The sequence below is a fragment of the Cutibacterium nasicola genome, assembly GCF_052654715.2.
In genome coordinates, this window is the sequence record NZ_CP199745.2 from 2,148,317 (window position 1) to 2,174,003 (window position 25,687).

The following is a 25,687-nucleotide window of genomic DNA, read 5'->3' on the forward strand; positions in this document are numbered from 1 at the left end:
TCAGACAATCAACCAACACATTCCACCACGTCTCACCACGAAGGAGATCCCTCAATGGGCACTGAGAGTTGGCTCTCCGGGCGTTACGAACTGCAGAACCTCATCGGCCGTGGCGGCATGGCCGATGTCTGGAAGGCCCGCGACCACCGTCTCGGCCGCGACGTCGCCGTCAAGAGACTGCGCGCTGACCTCGCCAGCGACGACACCTTCCAGGCGAGGTTCCAGCGTGAGGCGCAGTCAGCAGCGCGCCTCAACCATCCGAACATCGTCGCCGTGTATGACACCGGTGAGACGAAGGATCCGACGACTGGCCTGCAGGTGCCCTACATCGTCATGGAGCTCATTGACGGTCACACCCTGCGCGACGTGCTGCGTGACGGCCGCAAGATCCTTCCCCGCCGTGCCCTGGAGTTCACCCAAGGTGTGCTCGATGCGCTGAGCTACTCCCACGCCGCCGGTATCGTCCACCGTGACATCAAGCCGGCCAACGTCATGCTCACCCGTGAGGGATACGTCAAGGTGATGGACTTCGGCATCGCCCGCGCAGTCGCCGACACCTCCGCCACCATGACCCAGACGGCCGCCGTCATCGGCACCGCCCAATACCTTTCCCCGGAGCAGGCTCGCGGCGAGACCGTGGACAACCGAGCCGACATCTATGCCACCGGCTGCCTGCTGTACGAGCTGTTGGTCGGACGCCCGCCGTTCATCGGCGACTCCCCCGTCTCGGTGGCCTACCAGCACGTTCGCGAGATCCCGGCCCCGCCGTCCTCGCTGGACTCCGAGATCACCTGTGAGATGGACGCCATCACCCTCAAGGCCTTGGCGAAGGACCCGACCGATCGCTACCAGACCGCCAAACAGATGCATGACGACATTGATCGTTTGCTGTCGGGACGCGAACCACTGGCAATGCAGACTCACGCGGATCCCGAGGCCGACACGCAGGAGCAGACCCACCTCATCCCGGCTGCCGCGGCGACTGCCGCCGCAACTCGTCCCGCTCCGGCTGCCGCTGCACAGCGAAATGGTGTCACTCCAGCTCGAGACGACGACCCCGAGGAGCCTGAAGAGCCCCAGCGCAAACGTTGGCGAATCGTCCTCGTGACGATCCTGGTCTTGGTGTTGGTCGCTCTGATCGGATTCGGGCTGTACAAAACGCTTGGCCCCTCCTCGGACCCCTCGCCGTCCCCGACGCCGTCGAGCACCGTCACGATGGTGGATGTCCCGGCGGTCACTGGTCTGAGCCAGCAGGGAGCTACCTCGACCCTGGAGAACGCCAGCCTCAAGGTCAAGGTCGAACACGTCCAGAAGGATGAGTCCACGGCCAACCAGGTCGTCTCCCAGAATCCTGCTGCCAACCAGAAGGTTCCCGAGGGCAGCGAGGTGACGATCACCGTCAATGACGGACCGAAGCAGCTGACCATCCCGCAGAACATCGTCGGAATGTCCAAGTCGGATGCCGTCAAAGCCCTCAAGGAGGCCGGATTCTCGGACAACCAGATCAAGGTCAACAACGATGACCCCAAAACTGAGCCGAATACCGCCAAGGCAGGCACGGTTGATTCCGTCAGCCCGAGTGCTGGAACGTCGCTGACCCCTGAACAGCAGGTGACCCTGACGATCGCGACCGGTAAGTCGATCGTCCCGAACCTCAAGGGTATGAGCGTCGAAGAGGCCAACGCCGCCGCCAGCTCGAGCGGATTCTCCATCTCCGTGGAGCGTCAGACGACGTCCTCGGCTGCTCCGAGAACGGTGTTCAGCCAGGACCCGGATTACGGGGCCGCTGCCAAGAGGTCGACTGCCATCAAGGTGCTCGTCGCCGTCGCACCGGAACCGACTCGCGAGGCCCCCACGAGCTCTGCCCCGAGCGAGGACCCGTCAACCTCGTCGATCGCTCCGGCACCGACATCGACGCCCAGCCCGTCATCTCACGGCTGAATCAGTGGTTCGTCGCACTCATCAGCGGGCTCATCTGGCTGGCGCGCGCGGGAGCTTCCGGATCCCCGCACTCCGCCAACCAGGTGGCGAGCATCTGGTGACCGTGCTGGGAGAGTACTGACTCGGGGTGGAACTGCACCCCTTCCACCGGCAGGCTGCGGTGACGCAGACCCATGACGACGCCGGTGTCCGTGCGTGCTGTCACCTCCAGCTCGGCCGGGATCTCGTCCACGGCCAGGGAGTGGTAACGGGTGACGACGAGCGGATCTGGCAGGCCAGCGAAAACCCCCTTGCCCTCGTGGTGTATCAGCGAGGTCTTGCCGTGCAGTTGCTCCTCGGCACGCCCGACGTGGCCTCCCCACGCAATGGCCATGGCCTGCATACCCAGACAGACCCCGAAGATCGGTCGATGGGCACCACGCAGGACGTCAACGCACACTCCGGCGTCCTCCGGATGCCCGGGGCCGGGTGAGAGCAGGATGCCGTCGAAGGGATCCCACCACTGCGCATCCTCGAAGAGAGGGTCATCGTTGCGAACCACGGTGGTTTCCGCCCCGATCTGTCCCAGGTAGGACACGAGATTCCACACGAAGGAGTCGTAGTTGTCGACGACGAGAACCCTGGCTGTCATGGGGTCATTGTGTCGCAGGCCGGAGTCGAGATGCCATCGTGTTCAGGTTGTGTCAGGCGGGTAGTCTCAACGCGGGGTGGCGTGGCCCATGGCGACGGTGCCAGCGTAGGCCGGCATCGTGACCGAACCGAGCCGCTCCACCGACCATCCGAGCTGGTAGGCGTTCACATATTCCTTGTAGATCCGCACCGCCTCGGATGTGTCAAGGGCTTGCTCCATGGCGCCGCGGTCCCCAATCGCCTCGATGACATAGGGCGGGGCGTAGGCAACCCCGTGCAGCACGACCGTGTTGCCGACGCATTTCACGGCAGTGGTCGAGATGACCCGCTGCCCCTGGATGGTCATGGCCTCGGTTCCACCGGCCCAGAGGGTGTTGACGACCATCTGGATGTCCTGCTGGTGGACAACGAGCATGTTGGCGTCGACCCCATCGGGATTCTCACTGAGGGGAGCGTCATCAAGGGTGACCCGCAGAGCTCTGCCGCTGACGGCTCCCAGACCTACCGACGGTGCCAACGCTGACGTCGAGGAGACAGCCGAAGAGGTGATGCCCGGGGCCTGGTCGGCCTTGGAGAGCTCGTCAACCTGAGCTCGCAAGCTGGCTGCCTCTTCCTGCAGGGCGGCATTGTGACTGGCCTGGTTACGGACGAGGGTGGCCATGTCGGTATCGCGTTCGGGGCGCAGGTCACGGCCACGCGAATTGACCGCGGCCGTCGTCATCATGAAACCCGCCACCGCCATGACGAGCACCGTGGCGAATCTGGCCAGGCGAGGATGGCGGGAATCCGATCGGATGTCCTGGATGAGGGGTCCGCCGACGGCGTCCTCCGCCATCTTCTCGGGCTCGGCGGCAGGAGCAGGGTCGGGATGCCCGGCGTCGTTGTCGTCGCTCATCGTCCCCTCCTCGCAGACCGACCTGTGTCGCCGGAATTGGCGATCGTCCTCTAGGCTAGTCACGTAAGACTTGTCCCATCACGCTCGGTGGGCGTGTCCTCGAAATTCAGGAGTTGTCACCGTGCCCGAATCCAAGGTCAGACCGCAAGCCAAGAAGAAGGCCCAGGCCAAGAACCGGGCCGAGGTCGAGGAGCGTCGGGCCGAGAAGAAGGCCGCGCCGGTTGACCGCTCCTGGGTGCCGAAGGTGTTCGTCCCCCTTTTCCTGCTCGGTGTGCTGTGGTTGATCGTCTACTACATCGCCGGCAACCAGATCCCCGGCATGAAGGATCTCGGCGACTGGAGCGTCCTCATCGGCATGTGCCTCATGGCTGCCGCTTTTGGCGTCGCCACCTTGTGGAAATGAGCTGACGCTAAACGGCGCAGGTGCTGGGCATCTGTGCCGTTTAGCATGTCCTGGAACACTTGCCCTTCTGATGCCACGAAGGCACGCGGGACCATTCCCGGCGGGCCTCACACCGTCAGTGCTCGGGCTTGAGCAGCGGGAAGAGGATCGTCTCGCGGATACCGGCATTGGTGAACAACATCACCAGACGGTCGACGCCGAGCCCAAGACCACCCATGGGCGGGCAGCCGAACTCCAGGGCCTCGAGGAAGTCCTCGTCAAGCTGCATGGCCTCCGGGTCGCCAGCAGCAGCTGCCAATGACTGCTTGGTGAGCACCTCACGCTGAATGACAGGGTCCACGAGTTCGGAGAATCCGGTGCCGCGCTCCATGCCGCCGATGATGAGGTCCCAGGCCTCGACCATGCGCGGGTCGTCACGGTGCGGGCGGGCCAGCGGCTGGGCGATGGCCGGGTAGTCGCAGACGAAGGTGGGGTTGATGAGCTCTGGCTCGACGAGTTCGCCGAAGAGCTCCATGACGACCTTTCCGGCCTCCCATGACGGATCGAGTTCGATCTCGTGCTCGACGGCGATGGCGTGTAATTCCTCCAACGGCGTGTCGAGGGTGACCTCGCGCCCCAGCTTCTCCGACAGCCCCGGGTAGACGCTCACCCAGCGCCATTCGCCGTCAAGGTCGACGGTCCCCTTGAGGGTCTCGATCTGGTGGATGTCGAGGGCGTCGGCCACCTCCATGATAATGTCCTTGATGACCTCGGCAATCGTGAACTGGTTGCCCCAACTCATGTAGGCCTCAAGCATGGAGAACTCGGCCGAGTGACTGGAGTCGATGCCCTCGTTGCGAAAGACGCGTCCTATCTCGTAGACGCGGTCGGTGCCGCCCACCATCGCGCGTTTGAGGTAGAGCTCAAGAGCGATGCGCAGGCTCATGTCGGTGTCAAAGGCATTGAGGTGGGTGTTGAACGGACGAGCCGTCGCACCACCGTGGACCAGCTGCAGGATCGGTGTCTCGATCTCCAGGAAGCCACGCTCGTCGAGGGCGTGGCGCACCGCGCGAGTAATAATGGCGCGGGTGCGCACCATCCGACGGGACTCGTCGCGCACGACCAGGTCCGCGTAACGACGACGTACCCGGGTCTCCTCCGAGAGTTCCTTGTGGAGGGTCGGCAGGGGACGCAGGGCCTTCGACGCCATCCGCCACTGCGAGGCCATGATGGACAGTTCGCCACGACGGGAGACGACGACGCGTCCACGCACCCAGACATGGTCGCCCAGGTCGACGTCGGACTTCCAGGCCGCCAGGGCTTCGTCGCCCACCTCAGCCTTGGAGAGCATCACCTGCAGACGCTCGCCGTTGGAGGTTTCGGTGAACCCGTCCTGCAGGCTGGCGAAGCAGAGCTTGCCGGTGTTGCGGACGAAGACGACGCGCCCGCCGATGGTGACCTCATCCGCCGTCTCCTCGCCCACAGCCAGGATCAACTCGCCCTTGTCATCGGTGTACTTCTGACGGATCTGGGCCAGGGTGTGGTCGCGCAGCAGATCGACCGGGTAGGCCTGACCTCCGTCGGCGATGATCCGGGCCCGCTTGTCAAGACGGACCTGCATCTGCTCGGAGACGTCAGGGGACTGGCTGGAAACGGTGTCAGAACTCACCGGGTAATCCTATCGAAAAGGAGGGGTAGGGACGATTCTGTCTATGCTGTCCACAGCACCCGCCTACTCCCGGGAAGGCCTGATGTTCTGTGTCCTCTACCGCAGCGACGGCGTCACACAATCGGACAACCATCGCAGTATCGCCCCGCCCACGACGATCCCACACAGGAACCCTCACGACCTGGCATTCTGGCGTGAGCCATGTCACCTACATCCCGGCGATACCATCGAGACATCTCAATTTTGAATGCATGAGCAACGGGCCTTTGACGTTGCCACCGCGATAGAATCGCGATTCAGACCTTGTCGTCGCCCCGAGACCAGACTCTTGATATTGCACAACTCAACCAACCTACCGAGGTTTAAACCCCATGCAACGAGCACATCAGACATCCACACATCCGAGGAACTGGTTTTCTGAAACAAACACGGCTCTCAGGAACAACCCTAGGATGAAAATTTCCGCTGCGTTATCAATATTGACAGTCATGTATATCGCAGCGCTTTCACCAAGCGGAAACCCCAAGATACCCGATGGACCAGGTGGGGCATGGAAACTCTTTCGTGTCTTCAATGGACACACAGGGATAGAACTCGCACACACATGTACCCTTTTTACGATAATTTGGTACATCACATGGATCCTGCTGAGACACACCAGCAAGTCAAGCCACCGGTGGTTGGTTGCCACATGGATTCTACTGCTCACCGTCTTTCCACCGATATGGGATGACACTTACAACTATGTCGAGCAGGGATGGGTAGTCCTTCATGGCGGAAATCCAACCACATTGCCAGCTGGCTCAATGCAAGGACCGTACACGGAATGGACCAATACATGGAAGGGAACCACTGTCGGATACCCTCCCTTGGCGCTGTACACCCAGGCGCTGGCCGTCGCCCTCTCCTTCAACCAGCCATGGCTGGCTCTGACGAACATGCGGATACTCGGGATTGTAGGATGGCTGTTCTTGGCATGGGCCACCCCACGCATTGCAGCGCGAACCAAGGCGTCACCTGAAGCCGCATTCTGGTTTGTCTGCGCCAATCCTTTTCTACTTGTATACGGAATCAATCATGGTCACAATGATTTATTGGCTCTAGGAATCTCGGCCGTCGGAATAGAATTGATCTATCAATACCGCGCTTCAAAACTCAAGGCCATCGCAGGATTCTTTGTTGTCATGTGTGGCGCGCTGATCAAACCTACAGCACTGATCGTGCTCGTCCTACCGGTCGCATCGTCGATTTATCGCAACCATGATCCGCGCGAGTTGGTCACTCAATTCCGTGCACTCATTTTTTCAGGAATTGCCTGCGCCGGTTCTGCCCTCTTGTGCATCGGGCTGTCTGCGATCTCCCCGCTAGGAGCGTATTGGATCAGACCCACGGGTGATCCCGCGCCGTATTCGTCGTCCCTCTATGCCATGACCGGAGCACTACTTCACGCATACGCCCCGACCACCGACTCCGCATGGAATATGGCAGGAAAGCCCCTGTGCGTTCTGGCACTGATAGCAATCATGATCACAGCTGTCTTCAAACGCATCCTGGACAGGCCAGAAGTCATTGTGATCATTACTCTCACAACCTTGGTCCTCGTCGGCCCGCCTGGGCGCCCCTGGTATCTGTTGCCGGTCATCATGGGCCTTGGCCTCATCGACTGGCCAACAAGGAAGAAGATTGCATTCCAATCAGTTTTTGTAATACCATTCACATTGTACTCTCCTATCCATTACAGCTATTTCGTCCTTAATTTCTACTCATGGATCACATCGGCCGCATGTATTTTTGTGACTATTGTCGCAGGTTGGTGGCGCAACACACCCGATAACAGTTACGGCTATCATCCGCGCCGCCCCGCGACCTCCTCCGAGTAATGGCAGTGAAGGTCAGCACGTGGCTTCATGCCCGATGTCGATGCGAATATCTCTCCTGAGCCATGTTAGGTTGACTTTGGCCAATACCCGCGTTCTCGCGCAGACAACTGTCACTCGCCTCATCCACATGCTTCGCGTGCATAATATGCGCACGGCAGATTCACCATCCACCAGTGATCGGAGGAGCAAAATGAAACTCAGAATTTATTATTACTGATGTCGAGTAATCCGTTGTGTCGATTCATATGTATCCCGGAGTCCACCCATATAAACTGGGCGAGCTGAAGTCAGAAATTACTCATCTGCCACGGCTCAGATATCAGGACCAGACCATGGTCAGCGAGGACATCAAGCCCACCCTCAAAACCTACCGCTGACCAACCCAACTCTCGGTCTCCTGGATGTCATCGTGCGGCTGCGTCACGGAATGCTGCTCTCGCGAGGGTTACCCCTCAGCCACCTTCAACCCGCCAGCGGCCAGGGCACTCCTTGCCGTCGAAGCCAACACAGGAAGCTTCCCGCTGACCTTCGTCCTCGTCCCCCACAACTTCGCATTGGGACGCCAGGCCACCGCGACCTCGTCCCACACCGGAGAGGTCGAGGAGTCATCGTCGATCCTGCGGCCCAGATCAGCGAGGTCACCGACGACGTCCTCGTTGCCCACCAAGGTCTCGAGGGACGCCGGCGTCGTCATCCCCTCGGCCTTGCCAGCCGGGACGAGACCGCGTCCCGTCAGCAATTCGGGCTGGTTGTCGAGGGCATCAGCGAAACTCAGTGCCTGCCGCGCAGTCCTGCATCCCTTGAGCACCACCCACGACGAGCCCTGATACGACGACACCCGGGAATCATGACCCTCGAGCGGAGGAATGGAGGCAACCTTCCAATGATGCTGCCCAGCCCCAACGGCGGTCTTGAGATGAGGAAGATCAGCGGGAGCACCAATGTGTCCCACGATCTTCCCGGATGAGAAATCACTGTGCACCGACTCCCACCCATGGGAGATGACGAGCTGCTGTGCGGCAACCATCCGCTGCAGCTCGTCGGTGAGCTTGCGCGCCCCGTCTGAATCGATGTCAACCCTCCACGTCGTGTCATTCACCGGGACGAACCATGGCGATCCCGCTGTGTCGGACATCGCAGCCAGCCACTCGGTCTCCTCAACTGGCAAATCCGACACCGCCTTTCCCGTGGACGCCAGAGTCGTGGCTGCGACGTGGAGCTCCTCCCAGGTCTTGGGCGGAGCCACATGGGCCTCCGACCAAGCGTCGGAATCGTAGAAGAGGACCAGCGGCGAGGTGTCCAGCGGCAGCCCGTACGTCCTCCCCTGGTAGGTGACCCGCGACATCGGGCCGCGTTCGTACTTGTCGCGATACTGCTCGGCGTACTGAGTGACATCTTCCAGCACCCCGTCATGGGCCAGTCTCGCCACCGACCTGCTCGGCACCTGGGCCATACAAGGCGCTTTGTCCTCCTCGACCGACGTCTCCAGAGCGGTGAGGTACTTGTCGGTCGTCGAGAAGATCGCATGCAGGTTGAGTGTCACACCGGGATGGCGACGCTGATACTCGTCACCAGCGCTCTCCAGGCTCGGCAGGTCAGGCGCCATGGACATCCGGTGCCACACCTCGACCGAATCGTCAGGACTGGGCTTGGCCAATGGAGTCAACGTCTGTGCGCACCCAACTGTGCCGACGAGAAGCAACCCTGCCACCAGGAGGGCCAGCGTGCGTCTCATCATCACCCCTCACATCACAGCAGATTCGGTGGCTCACAGCCTACCGACCGGTCGACTCGTCCGACGGGACAACACTGCCCATCTCCTCTAGGGTGTCGATCGTGCCGCTCGGCAGATCCTCTCACGCCGGTTGCACATGTCACTATCCGAGGAGCACTCGTGCTGACACAACTTGTGGCCCGGCATCTACGGCCCTATCGCCTGCAGGTGACCGTCATCGTCGTGGCGCAAGTCTGCGCCCAGATCGCCGCGCTGACCCTCCCGACGATCAACGCTGACATCATTAACAAGGGCGTCGTCCGCGTCGACACCGGCTACGTCACCTCGCATTCCCTCCTCATGCTGGCCGTCGCCCTGGGACAGACGATCTGCCAGGTCATCGCAGTCTTCCTGGCCGCCCAGGTCGCCATGGGAATGGGACGCGACATCCGCGACGCCGTCTTCACCCGCACCCTCGACTTTTCCGCCCGCGAGGTCAACCAGTTCGGGGCGCCGTCCCTCATCACCCGCACCACGAACGACGTCCAGCAGGTGCAGATGCTGGTCTTCATGACCCTGGCCATCCTCATCGGGGCGCCGATCATGATGGTCGTCGGTGTCGTCATGGCGATCCGGGCCGAGGTCCACCTGTCGTGGATCATCGCCGTAGCCGTCGTGCTGCTGGGCATCGGCGCGGGGCTCATCGTCTCCCGCATGGGTCCGCTGTTCAAGCGCCAGCAGAAACGCATCGACGACCTCAACCGCGTCGTCCGCGAGCAGATCACCGGCATCCGCGTGGTGCGAGCCTTCGCCCGGGAGCGCCATGAGGCGGTCCGCTTCGAGGCCACCAACTCCTCCCTGCGCGACATCCAGGTCAGCGTCGGACGAACCATGGCCGCGATGTTCCCGCTCGTCATGCTCATCATGAACCTGTCCCAGATTGCGGTGTTCTGGTTTGCAGCAGCACGGATTGACAGCGGGCAGACCGAAGTCGGCGTCCTGGCCTCATTCACCACATACCTCATGCAGATTCTCATCAGCGTCATGATGGCGGTCATGCTCGTCGTCATGTGGCCACGCGCCTCGGTGTGCGCCACCCGCATCGAGGAAGTACTGCACACCTCGTCGTCGCTCACCATCGACCCCGAACCCGTGACGACCCTGCCTGATGATCCAACCCTGTTGGAGCTGCGGGACGTCACATTCAGCTACCCCGGCGCCAGCGAGCCGGTTCTCCACGACATTTCCTTCACCGTGGACAGGGGCACGACCACGGCCATCATCGGATCGACCGGGTCGGGGAAGTCGACCCTGGTCAACCTCATCCCCAGACTCGTCGACGTGACGAGTGGCCACGTATGCATCAACGGGACCGACGTCCGCCGTTATGACCTTGAAACCTTGTGGGGTTGCATCGCAATGGTGCCGCAGCGTCCCTACCTCTTCAGCGGCACGGTGGCGTCAAACCTGCGTGACGGCCGCTCCGACGCCACCGACGAGGATCTCTGGAACGCGTTGCGCATCGCCCAGTCCGACGACTTCGTCTCCCGGATGGACGGAGAGTTGGACGCCACCATCTCCCAGGGCGGCACCAACGTTTCCGGCGGACAGCGACAGCGACTGTCCATCGCCCGAGCTCTGGTCAAAGCCCCCGAGATCTACGTGTTCGACGACTCCTTCAGCGCCCTCGACGTCGCCACCGATACCCGACTACGGGCCTCCCTGGAGGCCCATCAGGGCGATGCCGCAATGCTCATCGTCGCCCAGCGGGTCTCAACAATCCGCAATGCCGACCAGATCCTCGTCCTCGATGCCGGACGCATCGTCGGCAAGGGAACCCATGACGAGCTCATCGAGTCCTGCCCGACCTACGTCGAGATCGTCGACTCCCAGCTCTCCATCGAGGAGGCGGCATGAGCGGCAGGGTCGAGAAGGCTCCCACCCGCAATGACCATGCCGAGATCGCGCGAGCCTCGTCACGACGCGGCCCAGGCGGGGGCCGGGTCGCCGAGAAACCCATCTCCTTCGGCCCGTCCCTCAAGCGACTGCTCGGCCAGCTCAAGCCTCATCGCCTCGTCCTGACGATCGTCGTCATCATGGCTACGGTCTCGGTGACGTTCAACGTCATGGGTCCCAAGATCCTGGGGCGCGCCACCGACGTCATCTTCGGCGGGATCGTCGGAAAACAGCTGGGCGCACACGTCCCGCAAGCGCGCGGCATGCCGGCTGGTGAGTTCATCGACACACTCGGCAAGACCGGCCAGGGTGGGGATCGTGGAAAGATCATCACCCTGCTGCAGCAGTATCCCGACGTCGTCATCGGTTCCGGCATCGACTTCCACCGACTCGGCGTCATCATGGCCTGGGCGCTCGGCCTGTATGCCTGCGCCGCCCTGCTGATGTTCCTGCAGGGATTCCTGCTCAACACCGCCATCCAGCGTTCCATGCACGACCTGCGCCGTCAGGTCAGTTCCAAGTTGGAGAGGCTGCCGCTGTCCTACTTCGACGGTCAGCCCCACGGCGAGCTCATGAGCCGGATGACCAACGACATCGACAACGTCTCGCAGACCTTGCTGCAGACCCTCCAGCAGCTCCTCAACGCCCTGCTGACCGTCATCGGGGTGTTGATCATGATGTTCTGGATCTCCCCGTTGCTGGCAGTCGTCTCCCTGGTCATCATCCCGATTGCCGGAGTCATCGCGGGAGCCATTGGCAAGGAGGCCCAGGAACAGTTCGCCCAGATGTGGAAGGCCACCGGAGAGCTCAACTCCCACGTGGAAGAGGCGTATTCAGGCCACGCCCTGGTCAAGACCTTTGGCCGTACCCAAGCCGTCGCCCACGAATTCCACGAGCGCAACGAGGAGCTGCGTCAAGCCACCGCCAAGGCCCACTTCATCTCCGGGTTCATCCAGCCGGTGATGTTCCTGCTCGGCAACGCCAACTACGCCGTCATCGTGCTCATCGGCTGTCTGCGCGTGGCCAAGGGCCAGATGCCGCTGGGCAATGTTCAGGCCTTCGTCCAATACTCCCGAATGTTCACCCAGCCGATCACCCAAATTGCGTCCATGGCAAATCTGTTGCAATCCGGGGTCGCCTCCGCGGAGCGGGTGTTCCAGGTCCTCGATGCTGACGAATTGTCCACAGAGGCCGACGGTGGCCTTCCCGCCACCGAGGGACGAGTCGTCTTCGACCACGTGCGCTTCTCCTACAGCCCTGACAAACCCCTCATCACCGACCTCTCGCTGGTCGCCGAGCCGGGCCAGACGGTGGCGATCGTCGGTCCCACCGGTGCCGGCAAGACGACACTGGTCAACCTGCTCATGCGGTTCTACGAGATCGACGACGGGGCCATCACCCTCGACGGCGTCGACATCTCCACGGTCCCCCGCGGCGAACTGCGCTCCCGGATCGGCATGGTGCTGCAGGAGGCCTGGCTGTTCAGCGGGACGATCCACGACAACATCGCCTATGGTCGCCCGGAGGCATCCGAGGGAGAGGTCCTTGATGCCGCGCAAGCTGCGCACGTCGACCACTTCGTCCACACCCTTCCCGACGGCTATGACACCGTCATTGATGAAGACGGATCCAATGTGTCGGAGGGGCAAAAGCAGCTCATCACCATTGCGAGGGCGTTCCTTGCCGCCCCGGACTTGCTCATCCTTGACGAAGCGACGAGTTCGGTGGACACCCGAACCGAGATGCTCGTCCAAGAAGCCATGGGGCACCTGCGCAACGGGCGTACCAGCTTCGTCATCGCCCACCGCCTCTCCACGATCCGGGACGCCGACCTCATCCTCGTCATGGAGCACGGCGACATCGTCGAACAGGGAACCCACACTGAGTTGCTGGAGCGCAAAGGCCACTATCACGACCTCTACCAGGCGCAGTTCGACGCAGCCGCTGCCGAATGAGATGCCAACCCCGATCCCAGGAACGGGTCCTGCGGTGGATCAGGTGTCCACAGGGGGCACAGCGTCCGGCCGGCCCCAGCCGACCGTGGGTGGGCGGCTCGATGGCCTTCCCCCACGATCACCTTCCTGTGCCTGTTCTTCATCACCGCAGTCATCCATGCGGCCTCACACATGGCAAGCGGGGCGGGAAACGGTACATGCCTCCGGCCTCGCCACGCCGCTGTCGGCAGACGTTGGTGCACGATTTTTCATCCGTTTTGACGCAACACGACCCAGAATGCCCAAACCGGTACTGACGACTAGTAGGGTGCGCGCCATGGATGCCCAACTGATCGCCCGATGGCAATTCGGGATCACGACGGTCTACCACTTCTTCTTCGTCCCGATCACGATCGCGCTATCGATGCTCGTGGCCGTGATGCAGACGGTGTGGCTTAAGACCCGCAACGACCGTTACCTTCGTCTCACCAAGTTCTACGGCAAGCTCTTCCTCATCAACTTCGCCCTTGGCGTCGTCACCGGAATCGTGCAGGAGTTCCAGTTCGGCATGAACTGGTCGGAGTACTCGCGATTCGTCGGTGACATCTTCGGCGCTCCGCTGGCCCTCGAAGCCTTGGTGGCCTTCTTCATGGAGTCGACCTTCATCGGCTTGTGGATTTTCGGCTGGGAAAAGCTCCCCAAGGGAGTCCACCTGGCCTGCATCTACCTGACCGCCATCGGCACCATGATCTCTGCGGTGTTCATCCTGGCGGCCAACTCGTGGATGCAGAACCCCGTCGGGGCCAGCTACAACCCCACAACCCACCGGGCCGAGTTGACCGATTTCGGTGCTGTCCTCGCCAATCCGGTTTTCAAGTCGACCTTCCTTCATCAGATGTCAGCCTCCTACCTGGTCGCTGGAGCTCTCATCGCTGGAATCGCCTTCTGGCATCTGTCCAAGGTGGCCCGTGGACGTGCCACCTCCCAGATCTCTGACAGCGAAGAAGTCGAGACCGTACGTACCTGGCGTTGGGCCTCAAAGTTCGGCGCCTGGGTGCTCATCGTCGCCTGCGTCGGCATCGTGCTCAGCGGCGACTACCAGGGCAAGGTCATGACCGACACTCAGCCGATGAAGATGGCCGCCGCCGAAGGTGCCTTCGAAAACACCTCGGACTTCTCCGTCCTCACCATCGGCAACCGGGACGGCTCCGAAGAGGTGTGGGCCATCAAGATCCCCGGTATGCTCGGATTCCTCAGCACCGGCACGTGGGGCGAGGACATCAAGGGTGTCAACGAGCTCAAGAACTACCAGGTTCACGAGTACACCTACCACCGCAGGGACAATTCGCAGACCTCTCTGCAGGCCTCCTACCAGGACGTGCTGCGCCAGAAGATCGACGCCAATGGCATCAAGCTCGATCCGAACGTCCCGGTCTCCTACTGGACCTTCCGCATCATGATCACCCTTGGCATGATCGGTGGCCTCGTCGGCCTCATCATGCTCATCGCGATGCGCGGTGACCGCAACCCGAAGCCCCACGGCTGGCTGACCTTCGTCATGATCTGCCTGCCGCTGCTACCGCTGTTCGGTAACTCCTTCGGCTGGATCTTCTCCGAGATGGGACGGCAACCCTGGCTCGTCGCCGGCGTACTACCCACCACGGCGGGAGTCTCACCAGGTGTCAGCGCCAGTAGCGTGCTCTTCTCGACCATCGCCTACACCGTGGTGTACGGCATCCTGGCTGTCGTCGAGGTGAGCCTGTTCTGGAAGACCCTCAAGAAGGGTCTGCCCGAACTGCCAAGTCGTCAGCCTGCTGTCGAGGACGAGGACACCGCGGTGTCCTTCGCATACTGAGGAGGTCACCGATATGCTTCCTGTGCTTGAAACTGCTGCTCACTCGCCCCTGACGATCGTCTGGTTCATCCTCATCACCGTCCTGTGGGTTGGGTTCTTCTTCCTCGAAGGCTTCGACTTCGGTGTCGCCATGCTGCTTCCCTTCCTGGGACGCGATGACAAGGACCGTCGCCTCATGGTCAACACCATCGGCCCGACCTGGGACGGCAACGAGGTGTGGCTGCTCACCGCTGGTGGCGCCACCTTCGCGGCCTTCCCCGGCTGGTACGCCACGATGTTCTCCGGCCTCTACCTGCCGCTGCTGCTGGTGCTACTCGGCCTCATCATCCGTGGTGTTTCCTTCGAGTACCGCTCGAAGCACCCGTCCTCGAGGTGGCGCAACACCTTCGACTGGATGGCCACCATCGGATCCTTCCTGCCCACCTTGGTGCTCGGCGTCGGCTTCGCGAACTTCGTACGTGGCCTGGCCGTCGGCCCGCACCAGACTCCTGACGGTGGCGTCGCCCCGCTGGTGACGACCTCGTTCTGGGGCCTGTTCACCCCGTTCGCCCTCATCGGCGGCATCCTGTTCGTGGTGCTCTTCTGCGCCCACGGCGCCAACTTCATCGCCCTGAAGACGCTGGGTGACATGCATGACCGGGCTCGTAAGACCTCGGCCAAGCTGGGGTGGATCGCCACCGCCGTCGCCCTGGTATGGGCCCTGATGTTCAACATCATGTACGTCACCACGGATGGTCGCCAGGTACTCACCTGGATCCTCTGCCTGCTCGTCGTCGCGCTGCTGGCCGCTGGTTCTGCAGTCGTCGCGAAGGGGCGCGAGGGCCTGGCCTTCCTGTGCACCGGGCTGGGCATCGCCCTCATGATCGTTGCCTGCATGATCGCCATGTACGGCAACCTTGGGTACCGCCCGTCGGGGATCCCCTTCGACATGTGGATCGCCTCATCGACCCCCTACACCCTGAAGATCATGACGATCAGCGCCTGCGTCTTCGTGCCGATCGTGCTGGCCTACCAGATCTGGAGCTACTGGGTGTTCCGCAAGCGCCTCACCCGAGACGCCATCCCGGACGCCGCGGTGGCTGTCTGATCCGTGGCAGCTCCGCTGGACCCGCGCCTGGTTCGCCGGGCGCGGGCCACTCTCCCCTTCCTTGCGGGTCTGTGCGTGGTCGGTGTGGCTACGGCCCTGCTCATCCTCACGCAGGCCTGGTTGTTGTCCCGCGGCATCTCGTCGGTCTTCGCCACCCATCGCCTCGACGGCGTGGCAATCTGGTGCGGACTGCTTGCGGCGGTGTTCTGTGGTCGAGCTTGCCTCGCCTGGCTGCAAGAATCCCTGGCTCATCGAGCTTCAGCGTCAGTCAAGTCGCAATTGCGGCGCGACATCCTGCAAGCCAGGTTGTCGCGTCCCACCGACGCGACGATGCCATCGGGAACCCTCATCAGCCTGGTGACAACAGGTCTGGACGCCCTCGACGGCTACTACTCGAAGTACCTTCCGCAGCTTGTACTGGCCGTCATCGTTCCGGTGGTGTTGGCCACCGCCATCGGCTTCCAAGACATCACGAGCCTCATCATCGTCGTCGTGACGATCCCGCTCATCCCCGTTTTCATGGCCCTCATTGGCTGGCGCACTGAGGCGGCCGTAGCGAAACGGTTCAAGGTAGCCACCCGACTCGCCAACCACTTCGCTGATCTGGTCGCTGGGCTGCCGACTCTGCAGGTCTTCGGACGAGCCCACGCCCAGCTCGAGGGTCTGCGCCGCACCGAGGCGGCCAACCGCGGCGAGACGATGCGCACCCTGCGCATCAGTTTCCTGTCCTCCTTCGTCCTCGAGTTGCTGGCAACCCTGTCGGTGGCCTTGGTGGCCGTCACCGTCGGTTTCCGGGTGGCCGCCGGTGGCATGGACCTGCGCACGTCCCTCTTCATCCTCATCCTCGCCCCCGAGGTCTTTCTCCCAGTGCGGCAGGTGGGCGCCCTCTTCCACGACGCCGCCGACGGCATGGCCGCTGCCGAGGTGTCCTTCGGTCTCATCGAGTCGGGACGACCGATGGATTTTGGCAGCGACGTCGACATGCCCTCACCGAGGGATGTTCCGGTGGTCGTCAGTGGGTTGACTCACACCTACGAGGGCGCCGATCGCCCGGCGCCGGATGGGTTGTCCCTGCGGATTGATCCAGGGAACCTCGTCGCCCTGGCCGGACACTCCGGTGGTGGCAAGACGACCGCCCTGTCATGCCTGTTGGGATTCATCGACCCCGATTCCGGGTCGATCCTCGTCGGTGACCACGAGCTCGTCGGGGCCGACGAGTCCGTCTGGCAGGCGTGGCGTCGTCAGTTGGCCTATGTGCCCCAGGCTCCCGCGATGATGGCCGGGACGGTGGCGCAGAATGTGCAGCTGGGATACCCAGGGGCCCCCGACGCTGTGCTTCGCGATGCCCTGAATCGTTGTGGTGCCGTGTCCATCCCGCTGGACAAGCGGGTTGACGACGACGCCGAGGGTTTGTCGGCCGGCGAGCGACGTCGCGTCGCCCTGGCACGTGCCTTGGTCAGAGTCGAACAGGCCAGGGCCGGTTTGCTGGTCCTCGACGAGCCAACCGCAGGTCTCGATGCCACCACCGAGGCCACGGTCCTTGACGCGGTGCGAGCCTCGGGAGCGTCAGTGCTCGTCGTGACCCATCGTCGCAACATCATCGCGGCAGCTGACGTGGTCGTCGACCTGGAGGTGCTGGCATGAACGCGCGAACCACTCAGTTGCTCAAGACTCTGTTGCAGGATGTCCCGCGAGGTCGCTGGCTACTCGTCCTATCGACCCTGCTCGCCGCATGTGCATCCGGGGCGTCGGTGGCCCTCATGGGTGTGTCAGCGTGGTTGCTGTCTCGAGCCGCAGAGATGCCACCAGTGCTATACCTGGAGGCCGCAGCCGTCGGGGTGCGATTCTTCGGCATCTCCCGCGGTGTCTTCCGCTACGCCGAACGTCTGGTAGGCCACGACCTGGCTCTGCGGATGCAGGGGGCATTGCGGATGCGGGTCTACGACCGGCTTTCACGTACCACCCTGCTGGGACGTCGCCGGGGTGACCTGCTAGTGCGGGTTACTGCCGACGTCGACGCGGTGTTGGACATGGTCGTGCGGGTGATCGTTCCGGCGTGCGCGTCAAGTCTCGTCATCATTGGCACGACGGTCCTGCTGGCCCGGTTCTCATTGGCTTCGGCTGCGGTCCTACTGCTGTCGGCCCTACTGGCGGCCGTCGTCATGCCGGCGATCACCCAACGCCTGTCCCGGGCTGCCGACTCCTCCTTGGTGCCGCTGCGTGGTCAGTTGGCCGACCGCACTCGCGAGTTGGCCCATTGCGCCCCTGATCTGGTGGCTTACGGAGCTCAGGACGCGATCCTGGCCGATGTATTGGAGGTCGATTCCCGGTTGCGCACCGCCGAGCAACGAGCGGCATGGGGACGAGGTCTCGGCACCGCAGGTCAGATCCTGGCAGCCGGATTAGCAGTCGTCTCGGCCCTATGGATCGGTGGCAATGCGGTTGCCGACGGGCGTATCGGTGGGCGAATCCTGGCTGTGCTGGTGCTGACCCCACTGGCCCTCCACGAGGTGTTCGGAGCGTTCACGGGGGCCGCCCAGACTCATACCCGTGCCAAGGCAGCACTACTGCGGGTCGTCGAGGTGTTGGACGCCCCGCAAGTCGGGACAGGAGACTCCCCCACCGCCGGGGCATCTGAGGAGGAGCCCTCCCTCGTCATCGACGGATTGACGGTCGGGTGGCCGGGTGGCCACCCCGTGCTGTCCGATGTGAATCTGACGGTTGCTACCGGGGAATCGGTGGCCGTCGTCGGGCGGTCGGGTATCGGCAAGACGACCCTCGCCGCAACCATCATGGGACTCATCCCGCCGCTGGCCGGTTCCGTGACGACGACCGGACGGGTGCGATACCTGGCCCAGAACGCTCATGTCTTCGCGACCTCGATCAGCGAGAACGTGCGCATCGGGTGCAGGGACGCCACCGAGTCGGAGGTCGTCACGGCCTTGGGCCGAGCCGGATTGACCATCCCGCCGGAAAGGGTCGTGGCCGAAGACGGCGGAACCTTGTCCGGTGGCGAGGCACAAAGGCTCGCCTTGGCTAGGGTGCTCGTCAACCACGACACATCCGAAGACCCTTCGGCCCATGATGTCCTCATCCTCGACGAACCGAGTGAGCACCTCGACGTCGAGACGGCCACCGTCATCATGGATGACCTGTGGGCGTCCACCCCCAAAGCCGCCAAACTTGTCATCACCCACGATCCCGCTGTCATGGCCCGGTGTGACCGAGTGTGGCACATCAGGTGACGGCGCTGGTCCAGCCGTCCGCATCCTCGTCACAGGCCACGCCACCCCGCCAGCCAACCGTGCCCACCGAGGCGCCGCGTTATCCCCGACCCCTGCCGTGGAAATCCGGTGCACAAAACCCAGCATTACCACCTTAACTGGCATGAGACCCAATTCCCTACCGATTTACCACACACGTCGGTTGCCAAGTCCAAATGCCAGTGGCACGAGCGTCGCAGCAGCCGATGACTAGTCAGCAACGACAGATCAGCATCGGTTTTCTGCGACACGATCCGCCGTCAAGAAAACAACTCACAGGGTGACCCGACCCCACGGCTGCTCAATCGGCATCCGCGCCGAAATGTTGCCGAACTCTCCGAGTCGGAATCACGAGGGCAAGCACCCCGAGGACAACCGAGGAAATAATCCATCCCTGGCTCACGCATCCCGATGGACTAGACACTGACCAGTTCCACCAGGTTTCGCCGTCGTAGCTGCGACCCACTAGGAGGCCAACGAAGAAATACGCGATGGAAGGCAGTGAGGCCAGACTGCGCGGCATCCAGCGGGCCGCGACCATCGTGATGCCAAGGAGTATCGGAACATCGCGAACAACACTGGCATTTCCTGGCCCGCCGAGGAGCCCCAGCAGCATGATCGCTGACATCGCTACCCCCAAGCTGGCGTCAAGAATCCCCGTGCCACGCAAGGATCTGTCCTCGACAGTCAGATCAGCCCGAGCAAGACCGACAGCGTAGATAATCGCAAGTACCAGGCCGAACACGTTGTTCAACACCATCACCGCACTGATACTGCCGAAAATGGGAGGCACGGCCACCTCCCCCGGGTCAGTGAGAGTACACACCGTCGCGAGGACACCGGTCACGGCAAGCTGGAATCCCGCCATCCGATTGCGGAACCAGTACCTCACCGAGGACACCCACGCAGGTATTCCTGCATCTTCCGTATTGCACTGGCTTGAACCGCGGCGTCCTTGGTCCGCATTTGTGTGGCCCAAGCAGAATCATCTGCCGCTACCCCCGCCTGCGTAACCTCAACGCCAGCCGCATGCGCCACTTGCCGCAGCCACGCGTCAATACGACCGCTGTACTGGATGATCTCGATGGGCCGAGTCCCCTCGTCATCTGGGGTCGAGCAGAACGGGCTTCCCGTAGCTGCCGCGAGGCGGGTAACGACTTCCGACTCTCCCGTCATCCCTGAGGCAACACTGAGGTCGACGACGTTCGTGCGTCCTGGAAGGGCCTGCTCGGAATACACATCCGGGAGAGTTATTCCGGCACGCCTCCAGATTGGAAATACACGCTTGGCGCTTGCCTCGATCGTCGTCCGCTCAGATTCGTGCTCCGGGAGTAGACACAGGTCGATGCCCACGTCGTCTACCGCGTGGCACTTCACGGCAGTTTCACGCGCAAGGGTCGGAAAGGCGTTGAGACCTCTGACCTGGACGGCGCCGGCGACGAACCCCATGACGAGGGCCAACACTCCCAGGCACAGAACCAGCCAGCGTCCACGCCGTGCCACCCGGGCCGATGCAGCGATGACACCTCCGACCAGAAGACCAAGCTGAACAGCCAGGGTTCCTGTCACGACGACCGGATTCAGTGTCTGCGTGATGGTGCAGCAGCTCATCCACGTGCCAGTGAGGTGACGGAGCCAGTAAATCGACATCCCAGGCGGAAAGATCATCCACGCGACGGGTATCGCCAGAGCCAATGGCGCGGCCACGGCAACGGGCAGCCAGATCCCCAACGCGACCCCGACAATCGTCCAGGACCACACCGACAACAGGGTCACGCCGAGGATGGCCCACCCCAAAGGATGGGAGGCAAATCCATGCTTGACCATGAAGATCACCGTCAGCACGGTAGTTACTGCCGCCGAAGCTACTATGGGCCCCGCCAACACACGCCACCACGGCCTCACTCGGTTACCCGTAAGGGCAACAGCTTTAAGTCGTCTACCCTCCAAAGCACCCGCAAAAGCACATAGCCCATTGGCGACCATGACCCTGGCCGTGTCCTGAACCATCTGGGCAAGCCAGTACGGCTCGCTAGAAGCATTCTGGTCGACCATGATGAACACGAGCGCGACGAGAGGTGCCAGCCAGATCCCAGGCGCAGTTCGCAGTCGTGTCGTAAACCTCATTCGCCGGTCACCAGTCCCAGATAAGCCGCCTCAGCACGATGCTGCGAATCCTCCGGTGCGAGATCGAGGAACTCGTGAGGAGTCCCATCAAAGACAACGCGCCCCGAGAACAGGACAATCACCCTGTCGTACCCGTCAGCGAGATCATCAACCTGATGAGTTGAGACGACGGTGACCCGGTCATCTGGAATTCGCTCAAGAACCTCACGAAAACGCATTCGCTGAGCCGGGTCGAGCCCAGCAGTCGGCTCATCGAGCAGCAATACTTCTGGCTGTCCAACGAGGACCTGAGCCAAGCCCACCCGGCGCAACTGGCCACCCGAGATCTGGGAGGAGCGCTCGTCGGCCTTCTCCATCAGATCGACGTCTTCAATCACCCGCTCAGCCTTGACGGAAGCCTCACGAACGCTCAATCCCCTGAGCCACCCGCAGTACGTCACCTGCTCGCGCACTGTCAGTCCCGGCATGGGCCGGACGGCCTGGCCCATGAATCCCACGCGCCGACGCAACGTCCGAGACGAAGCCTCACCGGTTCCCAACGTGATCTTCCCTGACTGAGGCACCGTGACTCCCGAACACAGCGCAAACAGGGTGGACTTACCCGCCCCATTAGGACCAAGCAATGCCGTCCTACCCGGCGTGAACTCGGTATTCACACCATGCAAGACTTCATGATTTCTCCGGTAGGAGAAAGAGACGTCACCGATGATCATGGCCACTAATTGTCAGTACTTAATGCGGAAGTCGTTGACCGAGACCGAAGCTTTCCCCCCGATACCGCGGATGACCACATGGTAGTCACCCTTGACTTGACGTCCCCAGTACAGCGATCCCGTCTTTGAGCATGGCAGCGTCTTAGTACCCAACTTAGCATCAGGACGCCACGAATACTCATGCATGAGCTCATAGCTCACTGATTTGGCGTTGCACTTGGAATAGTGTGAAACGCTAGTTGAGACTCCATCAGAATCGCCGTCCCACCAGCTTCGAGTCTCAAATCCCACTCTCCCATTCGATATGTGGCTGTTGATACTGCCTTCGGCGAATGCCGGAACTGCCACAGATGCAGCTACAACGAGACCCGCAGCAACTGCCGCTACTCTGGAAGTTTGCTTCGAAAGAAGCATCATAATCTCCTTTGAGTACTTGGGTTTCACCGGTGTGAAACAACCCTAGCCAAACCTTACCACTCGTCCCCTACTCCTGTCACGGAGCGCCATGAGATTCGAAGAATCGACTGAGCTATGTTTTGGCTCTCTGCTCAATCCAGTGGAAGTAATTGACGGCTACACCATTACTGATCGTCCACGACGATGACGTAGAGCTGACGGGGCCCATGGACACCATCGACACGTGCCAACTCGATGTCGGAGGTTGCCGAGCCACCGGAGATGAAGGTCAACGGATGGCCCTCGTGGACCGCCGGCTTGACGATCTGGATGGCCTCGGGAACATCAGAAACCACCTGACTGGCCTTGATGACACACACGTGGCGGTCCGGGACGAGGGTGATGGCTCGACGCCCCTGGTCCTCGACATGAGTCAGGACGATCGAACCAGTGTCGGCGATGCCGGCTGCCGAGGCAGTGACGACGGCGTCGGTGCCGTTGAGCTCCTGCTTGGACAGCTGAGGATCGTCAACGCGAACGTCAAGACCGGCACCCTCGATCGCCTCGACCCAAGACTTGTCCAGCCCGACCGACACGACTGCGCTGTGCTCGGCCCCGGTGGCCTTGAGCCCCTCAACAACGGCCTTGGGAACATCAGCCCCCTTGACTCGCACCACGGTGGCCTTGTAGTCGATGACCTTCTCGACGAAGGTACCGACGACGTCATCCATCTCGATACCGGTGCCGTACTCCCAGTCGATCGGCACATCGGCGACCGGATCGGACGTGGTGATGTCCGAGCTGGCGCGACGAATCCGGGCAAGGATCTCGGTACGCGCCACCGGATCAGTGCTGATGGTGGTCATCGCTTTTCCTCCCTGTTCTTCTTCCACCAGGTGCGGAACGTGTCGGTCGGTGGCGCGTCGACGTCGCGGTACTTCAGCCACCGCTCAGCCACCGGCACCGGAACCGGTCCCATCTTCTTGCCACGCAGGACACGTCCCACACCGCGCGAGCCAACCTGGATCGCCTCGAAGTGCTTGTAGTCACTGAACGCCCACGACGCGGTCTTCATAAGACCCATCTCACCGGCGACCTCGTAGTCCTGCGGGATCCTGTCGGCCTTCTCGGACTCGACGGCCTTGTTGCGCAGCTCAAGGAGGATGTCGGTGAAGGGGATCTTCACCGGGCAGACCTCGTTGCAGGCGCCACACAGGGAACAGGCGTACGGCAGGCCCCGGTCAACCGGGTGCTCGACGCCACGCAGCTGCGGGTTGAGCACAGTACCAATCGGTCCGGGGTACACCGAGCCGTAGGCGTGACCGCCGGCACGCTCGTAGACCGGGCAGATGTTGATGCAGGAGGCACACCGGATGCACCGCAGCACCTCACGACCAAGCGTGTCGGCCAGGACGTCGGTACGACCGTTGTCGAGGAAGATGACGTGCTGCTCCTGCGGGCCATCACCCTCGGTCACGCCGCTCCACACCGAGTTGTACGGGTTCATCCGCTCACCGGTGGCCGAGCGCGGCAGCAGCTTGAGAAAGACTTCAAGATCGTCAAAGCTCGGCAGCACCTTCTCGATGCCGACGATGGACACCAAGGTGTCGGGCAGGGTCAGGCACATCCGGCCATTGCCCTCAGATTCGACGATCACCAGCGAACCGGTATCGGCGAGCACGAAGTTGCCACCCGAAACCGCCATTTCGGCGCGCAGGAACTTCTCGCGCAGATGCAGACGAGCAGCATTGGCCAACTCCGGCGGGTTCTCCGAGATGTCCTCGGGGGCGGGACGACCGTAGTTCTTCATCTCATGAAGGAAGATCTCGCGGACTTCGGCACGGTTGCGGTGGATGGCCGGCACCACGATGTGGGAGGGACGGTCGTGTCCGAGCTGCACGATGAGCTCGGCCAGGTCGGTCTCCCAAGCCGCGATGCCCTGCTCCTCGAGGTACTCGTTGAGGTCAGTCTCCTGGCTGGTGATCGACTTGATCTTGACGACCTCGTCAACCCCCTTGTCCTTGGCGATCTGCGCAACGATGCGGTTCGCCTCCTCACCATCGCGGGCCCAGTGAACGTGGACGCCGTTGGCAGTGAGGTTCTTCTCCGCCTCGACCAGATAGTGATCCAGGTGCCGGCCGACACGATTCTTGATGGCCTCGGCGGCATTACGCAGATCCTCCCAGTCCGGGGACTCGGAGACACGCATGGCACGCTTGTTGCGAATCGTCGTAGTGGCATTACGCATGTTCTTGCGCTGCACCGACAGGTTCAGCTCATTCTTGACGGCCTTCGAGAACTTCGGCATACCCATGTACGAACCAGGCTTGTCGGGGGCCGGAGTGAGCCGGGCGACGCCGTGGTTTCCATAGGTGACGCGACGCAATTCGGTACTCATGAGTCAGTCCTCCTCAGTATTGGCGAGGATTTCAGCGATGTGAATCGGTTTGACGCCCGAGTTCTGACGCGACAGCACACCACCAATATTCATGAGGCAGGAGTTGTCGCCGGCGACGACGTACTCAGCCCCCGTCTCACGAACGTGACGGGCCTTGTCGTTGGCCATTGCCGCGCTCATGTCGGGGTTCTTGATGCAGAACGTTCCGCCGAATCCGCAGCACTGCTCGGCCATCGGTAGGTCGACCAGGGTCATGCCGCGGACGTTCTTGAGCAACTCGTAGGGACGATCCCCCAGCTTGAGCAGACGCTTGCCGTGGCAGGACGGGTGGTACGTCACTCGGTGTGGGAAGTACGCCCCGACGTCGGTGACGCCGAGGATGTCGACGAGGAACTCCGGCAGGTCATAGGTGATCTGGCTGGTGTGCTCGACCTCCTTGAGCAGTCCGGAATCACCAGCGTACTCGGCGAGCATCGGGTGCTGATCACGGACGGCGGCGACACAGGATCCGGACGGAGCAACCACGTAGTCGTAGCCCCCGAAGGCCCGCACGTACTGTCGGACGGTGGGAACACCCTCGTCGAAGTATCCGGTGTTGGTCGTCATCTGGCCGCAGCACGTCTGCTCACGCGGGAACTCGACCTTGCAGCCCAGACGCTCCAGCAGAGTGGTGACGGCCACGCCGGTCTGGGGGAACATCACGTCATTGATGCACGTGATGAACAGCCCGACGGTCATGCCCGCCCCCGGCAAGCCGGGCGAGGCGGCCCTGGTACCAGGGCTCGTAGTGGTTGTCATGGTGACCTCCATTGATGAGGAACGGATGCCAGGCGGTGTCAACCGTCAG

Annotated in this window: 19 protein-coding genes; 9 read left to right on the forward strand and 10 right to left on the reverse strand. The window is 62.2% G+C overall.

Going from position 1 to position 25,687, the window contains the following annotated elements; translation table 11 throughout:
• The first annotated feature begins 54 nt into the window (after window positions 1-54).
• Window positions 55-1,941, forward strand: a complete 1,887-nt coding sequence (gene pknB, locus ACUCCZ_RS10180) for a Stk1 family PASTA domain-containing Ser/Thr kinase (protein ID WP_435918276.1) — start codon at window positions 55-57, stop codon at window positions 1,939-1,941.
• Between the two features lies 1 nt (window position 1,942).
• Here pknB and ACUCCZ_RS10185 read toward each other — a convergent pair whose 3' ends face one another.
• A complete protein-coding gene (locus tag ACUCCZ_RS10185) occupies window positions 1,943-2,572 on the reverse strand; it encodes an anthranilate synthase component II (RefSeq protein ID WP_435918275.1) in 630 nt (209 codons plus the stop codon).
• Between the two features lie 66 nt (window positions 2,573-2,638).
• Window positions 2,639-3,406: a DUF881 domain-containing protein gene (locus ACUCCZ_RS10190; RefSeq protein WP_435918318.1), complete on the reverse strand. Its 768-nt coding sequence runs from the start codon at window positions 3,404-3,406 to the stop codon at window positions 2,639-2,641.
• Window positions 3,407-3,587: 181 nt separating this feature from the next.
• On the opposite strand from ACUCCZ_RS10190, the gene ACUCCZ_RS10195 reads away from it, so the two are divergent.
• Window positions 3,588-3,869, forward strand: coding sequence for a cell division protein CrgA (locus tag ACUCCZ_RS10195; protein WP_435918274.1), 282 nt, complete (start codon window positions 3,588-3,590; stop codon window positions 3,867-3,869).
• Window positions 3,870-3,984: 115 nt separating this feature from the next.
• Here ACUCCZ_RS10195 and lysS read toward each other — a convergent pair whose 3' ends face one another.
• Entirely contained in the window at window positions 3,985-5,517 is a 1,533-nt protein-coding gene (lysS, locus tag ACUCCZ_RS10200) for a lysine--tRNA ligase (RefSeq protein ID WP_435918273.1), read from the reverse strand.
• 488 nt (window positions 5,518-6,005) lie between these two features.
• On the opposite strand from lysS, the gene mptB reads away from it, so the two are divergent.
• Window positions 6,006-7,397: a polyprenol phosphomannose-dependent alpha 1,6 mannosyltransferase MptB gene (gene mptB / locus ACUCCZ_RS10205; RefSeq protein ID WP_445439696.1), complete on the forward strand. Its 1,392-nt coding sequence runs from the start codon at window positions 6,006-6,008 to the stop codon at window positions 7,395-7,397.
• A 445-nt stretch (window positions 7,398-7,842) separates the two neighbouring features.
• Here mptB and ACUCCZ_RS10210 read toward each other — a convergent pair whose 3' ends face one another.
• On the reverse strand, window positions 7,843-9,135 hold the full coding sequence (locus ACUCCZ_RS10210; protein ID WP_435918271.1) for an ABC transporter substrate-binding protein: 1,293 nt from the start codon (window positions 9,133-9,135) through the stop codon (window positions 7,843-7,845).
• 156 nt (window positions 9,136-9,291) lie between these two features.
• Here ACUCCZ_RS10210 and ACUCCZ_RS10215 point away from each other — a divergent pair, with 156 nt between their 5' ends.
• From ACUCCZ_RS10215 to cydC, 6 genes are all read left to right on the forward strand, one after another.
• Window positions 9,292-11,028 carry an ABC transporter ATP-binding protein gene (locus ACUCCZ_RS10215; RefSeq protein WP_435918270.1) on the forward strand — a complete coding sequence of 579 codons (1,737 nt, stop codon included), beginning with the start codon at window positions 9,292-9,294 and terminating at the stop codon, window positions 11,026-11,028.
• Entirely contained in the window at window positions 11,025-13,022 is a 1,998-nt protein-coding gene (locus ACUCCZ_RS10220) for an ABC transporter ATP-binding protein (protein WP_435918269.1), read from the forward strand. The genes ACUCCZ_RS10215 and ACUCCZ_RS10220 overlap by 4 nt, the downstream gene beginning before the upstream one ends.
• Before the next feature lie 316 nt (window positions 13,023-13,338).
• Window positions 13,339-14,856, forward strand: a complete 1,518-nt coding sequence (locus ACUCCZ_RS10225; RefSeq protein WP_435918268.1) for a cytochrome ubiquinol oxidase subunit I — start codon at window positions 13,339-13,341, stop codon at window positions 14,854-14,856.
• A gap of 13 nt (window positions 14,857-14,869) precedes the next feature.
• Window positions 14,870-15,943, forward strand: a complete 1,074-nt coding sequence (gene cydB / locus ACUCCZ_RS10230; protein WP_435918267.1) for a cytochrome d ubiquinol oxidase subunit II — start codon at window positions 14,870-14,872, stop codon at window positions 15,941-15,943.
• A 75-nt stretch (window positions 15,944-16,018) separates the two neighbouring features.
• Window positions 16,019-17,587, forward strand: a complete 1,569-nt coding sequence (gene cydD, locus ACUCCZ_RS10235; protein WP_435918317.1) for a thiol reductant ABC exporter subunit CydD — start codon at window positions 16,019-16,021, stop codon at window positions 17,585-17,587.
• Complete coding sequence (gene cydC, locus ACUCCZ_RS10240; RefSeq protein WP_435918266.1) at window positions 17,584-19,188, forward strand: thiol reductant ABC exporter subunit CydC; 1,605 nt, start codon at window positions 17,584-17,586, stop codon at window positions 19,186-19,188. Before cydD ends, cydC begins: the two co-directional genes overlap by 4 nt.
• A gap of 319 nt (window positions 19,189-19,507) precedes the next feature.
• Here cydC and ACUCCZ_RS10245 read toward each other — a convergent pair whose 3' ends face one another.
• The 6 genes from ACUCCZ_RS10245 to ACUCCZ_RS10270 all read right to left on the reverse strand — a co-directional run bounded on the left by ACUCCZ_RS10245 (window position 19,508) and on the right by ACUCCZ_RS10270 (window position 25,650).
• Window positions 19,508-20,098: a hypothetical protein gene (locus ACUCCZ_RS10245; RefSeq protein ID WP_202726555.1), complete on the reverse strand. Its 591-nt coding sequence runs from the start codon at window positions 20,096-20,098 to the stop codon at window positions 19,508-19,510.
• A complete protein-coding gene (locus tag ACUCCZ_RS10250) occupies window positions 20,095-21,333 on the reverse strand; it encodes a DUF7224 domain-containing protein (protein ID WP_435918265.1) in 1,239 nt (412 codons plus the stop codon). Before ACUCCZ_RS10250 ends, ACUCCZ_RS10245 begins: the two co-directional genes overlap by 4 nt.
• Window positions 21,330-22,046 carry an ATP-binding cassette domain-containing protein gene (locus ACUCCZ_RS10255; RefSeq protein ID WP_353663606.1) on the reverse strand — a complete coding sequence of 239 codons (717 nt, stop codon included), beginning with the start codon at window positions 22,044-22,046 and terminating at the stop codon, window positions 21,330-21,332. Before ACUCCZ_RS10255 ends, ACUCCZ_RS10250 begins: the two co-directional genes overlap by 4 nt.
• A 581-nt stretch (window positions 22,047-22,627) precedes the next feature.
• Window positions 22,628-23,308 carry a LutC/YkgG family protein gene (locus tag ACUCCZ_RS10260; RefSeq protein ID WP_353663361.1) on the reverse strand — a complete coding sequence of 227 codons (681 nt, stop codon included), beginning with the start codon at window positions 23,306-23,308 and terminating at the stop codon, window positions 22,628-22,630.
• Window positions 23,305-24,840: a LutB/LldF family L-lactate oxidation iron-sulfur protein gene (locus ACUCCZ_RS10265; protein ID WP_435918264.1), complete on the reverse strand. Its 1,536-nt coding sequence runs from the start codon at window positions 24,838-24,840 to the stop codon at window positions 23,305-23,307. The genes ACUCCZ_RS10260 and ACUCCZ_RS10265 overlap by 4 nt, the downstream gene beginning before the upstream one ends.
• A 3-nt stretch (window positions 24,841-24,843) precedes the next feature.
• A complete protein-coding gene (locus tag ACUCCZ_RS10270) occupies window positions 24,844-25,650 on the reverse strand; it encodes a (Fe-S)-binding protein (RefSeq protein ID WP_435918263.1) in 807 nt (268 codons plus the stop codon).
• Between the last annotated feature and the right edge of the window lie 37 nt (window positions 25,651-25,687).

Coding starts and splice junctions, on each gene's coding strand:
- pknB (WP_435918276.1), top strand. CDS start 55: ATGGGCACTGAGAGTTGGCTCTCCGGGCGTTACGAACTGCAGAACCTC.
- ACUCCZ_RS10185 (WP_435918275.1), bottom strand. CDS start 2,572: ATGACAGCCAGGGTTCTCGTCGTCGACAACTACGACTCCTTCGTGTGG.
- ACUCCZ_RS10190 (WP_435918318.1), bottom strand. CDS start 3,406: ATGGCGGAGGACGCCGTCGGCGGACCCCTCATCCAGGACATCCGATCG.
- mptB (WP_445439696.1), top strand. CDS start 6,006: ATGTATATCGCAGCGCTTTCACCAAGCGGAAACCCCAAGATACCCGAT.
- ACUCCZ_RS10210 (WP_435918271.1), bottom strand. CDS start 9,135: ATGATGAGACGCACGCTGGCCCTCCTGGTGGCAGGGTTGCTTCTCGTC.
- ACUCCZ_RS10220 (WP_435918269.1), top strand. CDS start 11,025: ATGAGCGGCAGGGTCGAGAAGGCTCCCACCCGCAATGACCATGCCGAG.
- ACUCCZ_RS10225 (WP_435918268.1), top strand. CDS start 13,339: ATGGATGCCCAACTGATCGCCCGATGGCAATTCGGGATCACGACGGTC.
- cydB (WP_435918267.1), top strand. CDS start 14,870: ATGCTTCCTGTGCTTGAAACTGCTGCTCACTCGCCCCTGACGATCGTC.
- cydC (WP_435918266.1), top strand. CDS start 17,584: ATGAACGCGCGAACCACTCAGTTGCTCAAGACTCTGTTGCAGGATGTC.
- ACUCCZ_RS10250 (WP_435918265.1), bottom strand. CDS start 21,333: ATGAGGTTTACGACACGACTGCGAACTGCGCCTGGGATCTGGCTGGCA.
- ACUCCZ_RS10255 (WP_353663606.1), bottom strand. CDS start 22,046: ATGATCATCGGTGACGTCTCTTTCTCCTACCGGAGAAATCATGAAGTC.
- ACUCCZ_RS10260 (WP_353663361.1), bottom strand. CDS start 23,308: ATGACCACCATCAGCACTGATCCGGTGGCGCGTACCGAGATCCTTGCC.
- ACUCCZ_RS10265 (WP_435918264.1), bottom strand. CDS start 24,840: ATGAGTACCGAATTGCGTCGCGTCACCTATGGAAACCACGGCGTCGCC.
- ACUCCZ_RS10270 (WP_435918263.1), bottom strand. CDS start 25,650: ATGGAGGTCACCATGACAACCACTACGAGCCCTGGTACCAGGGCCGCC.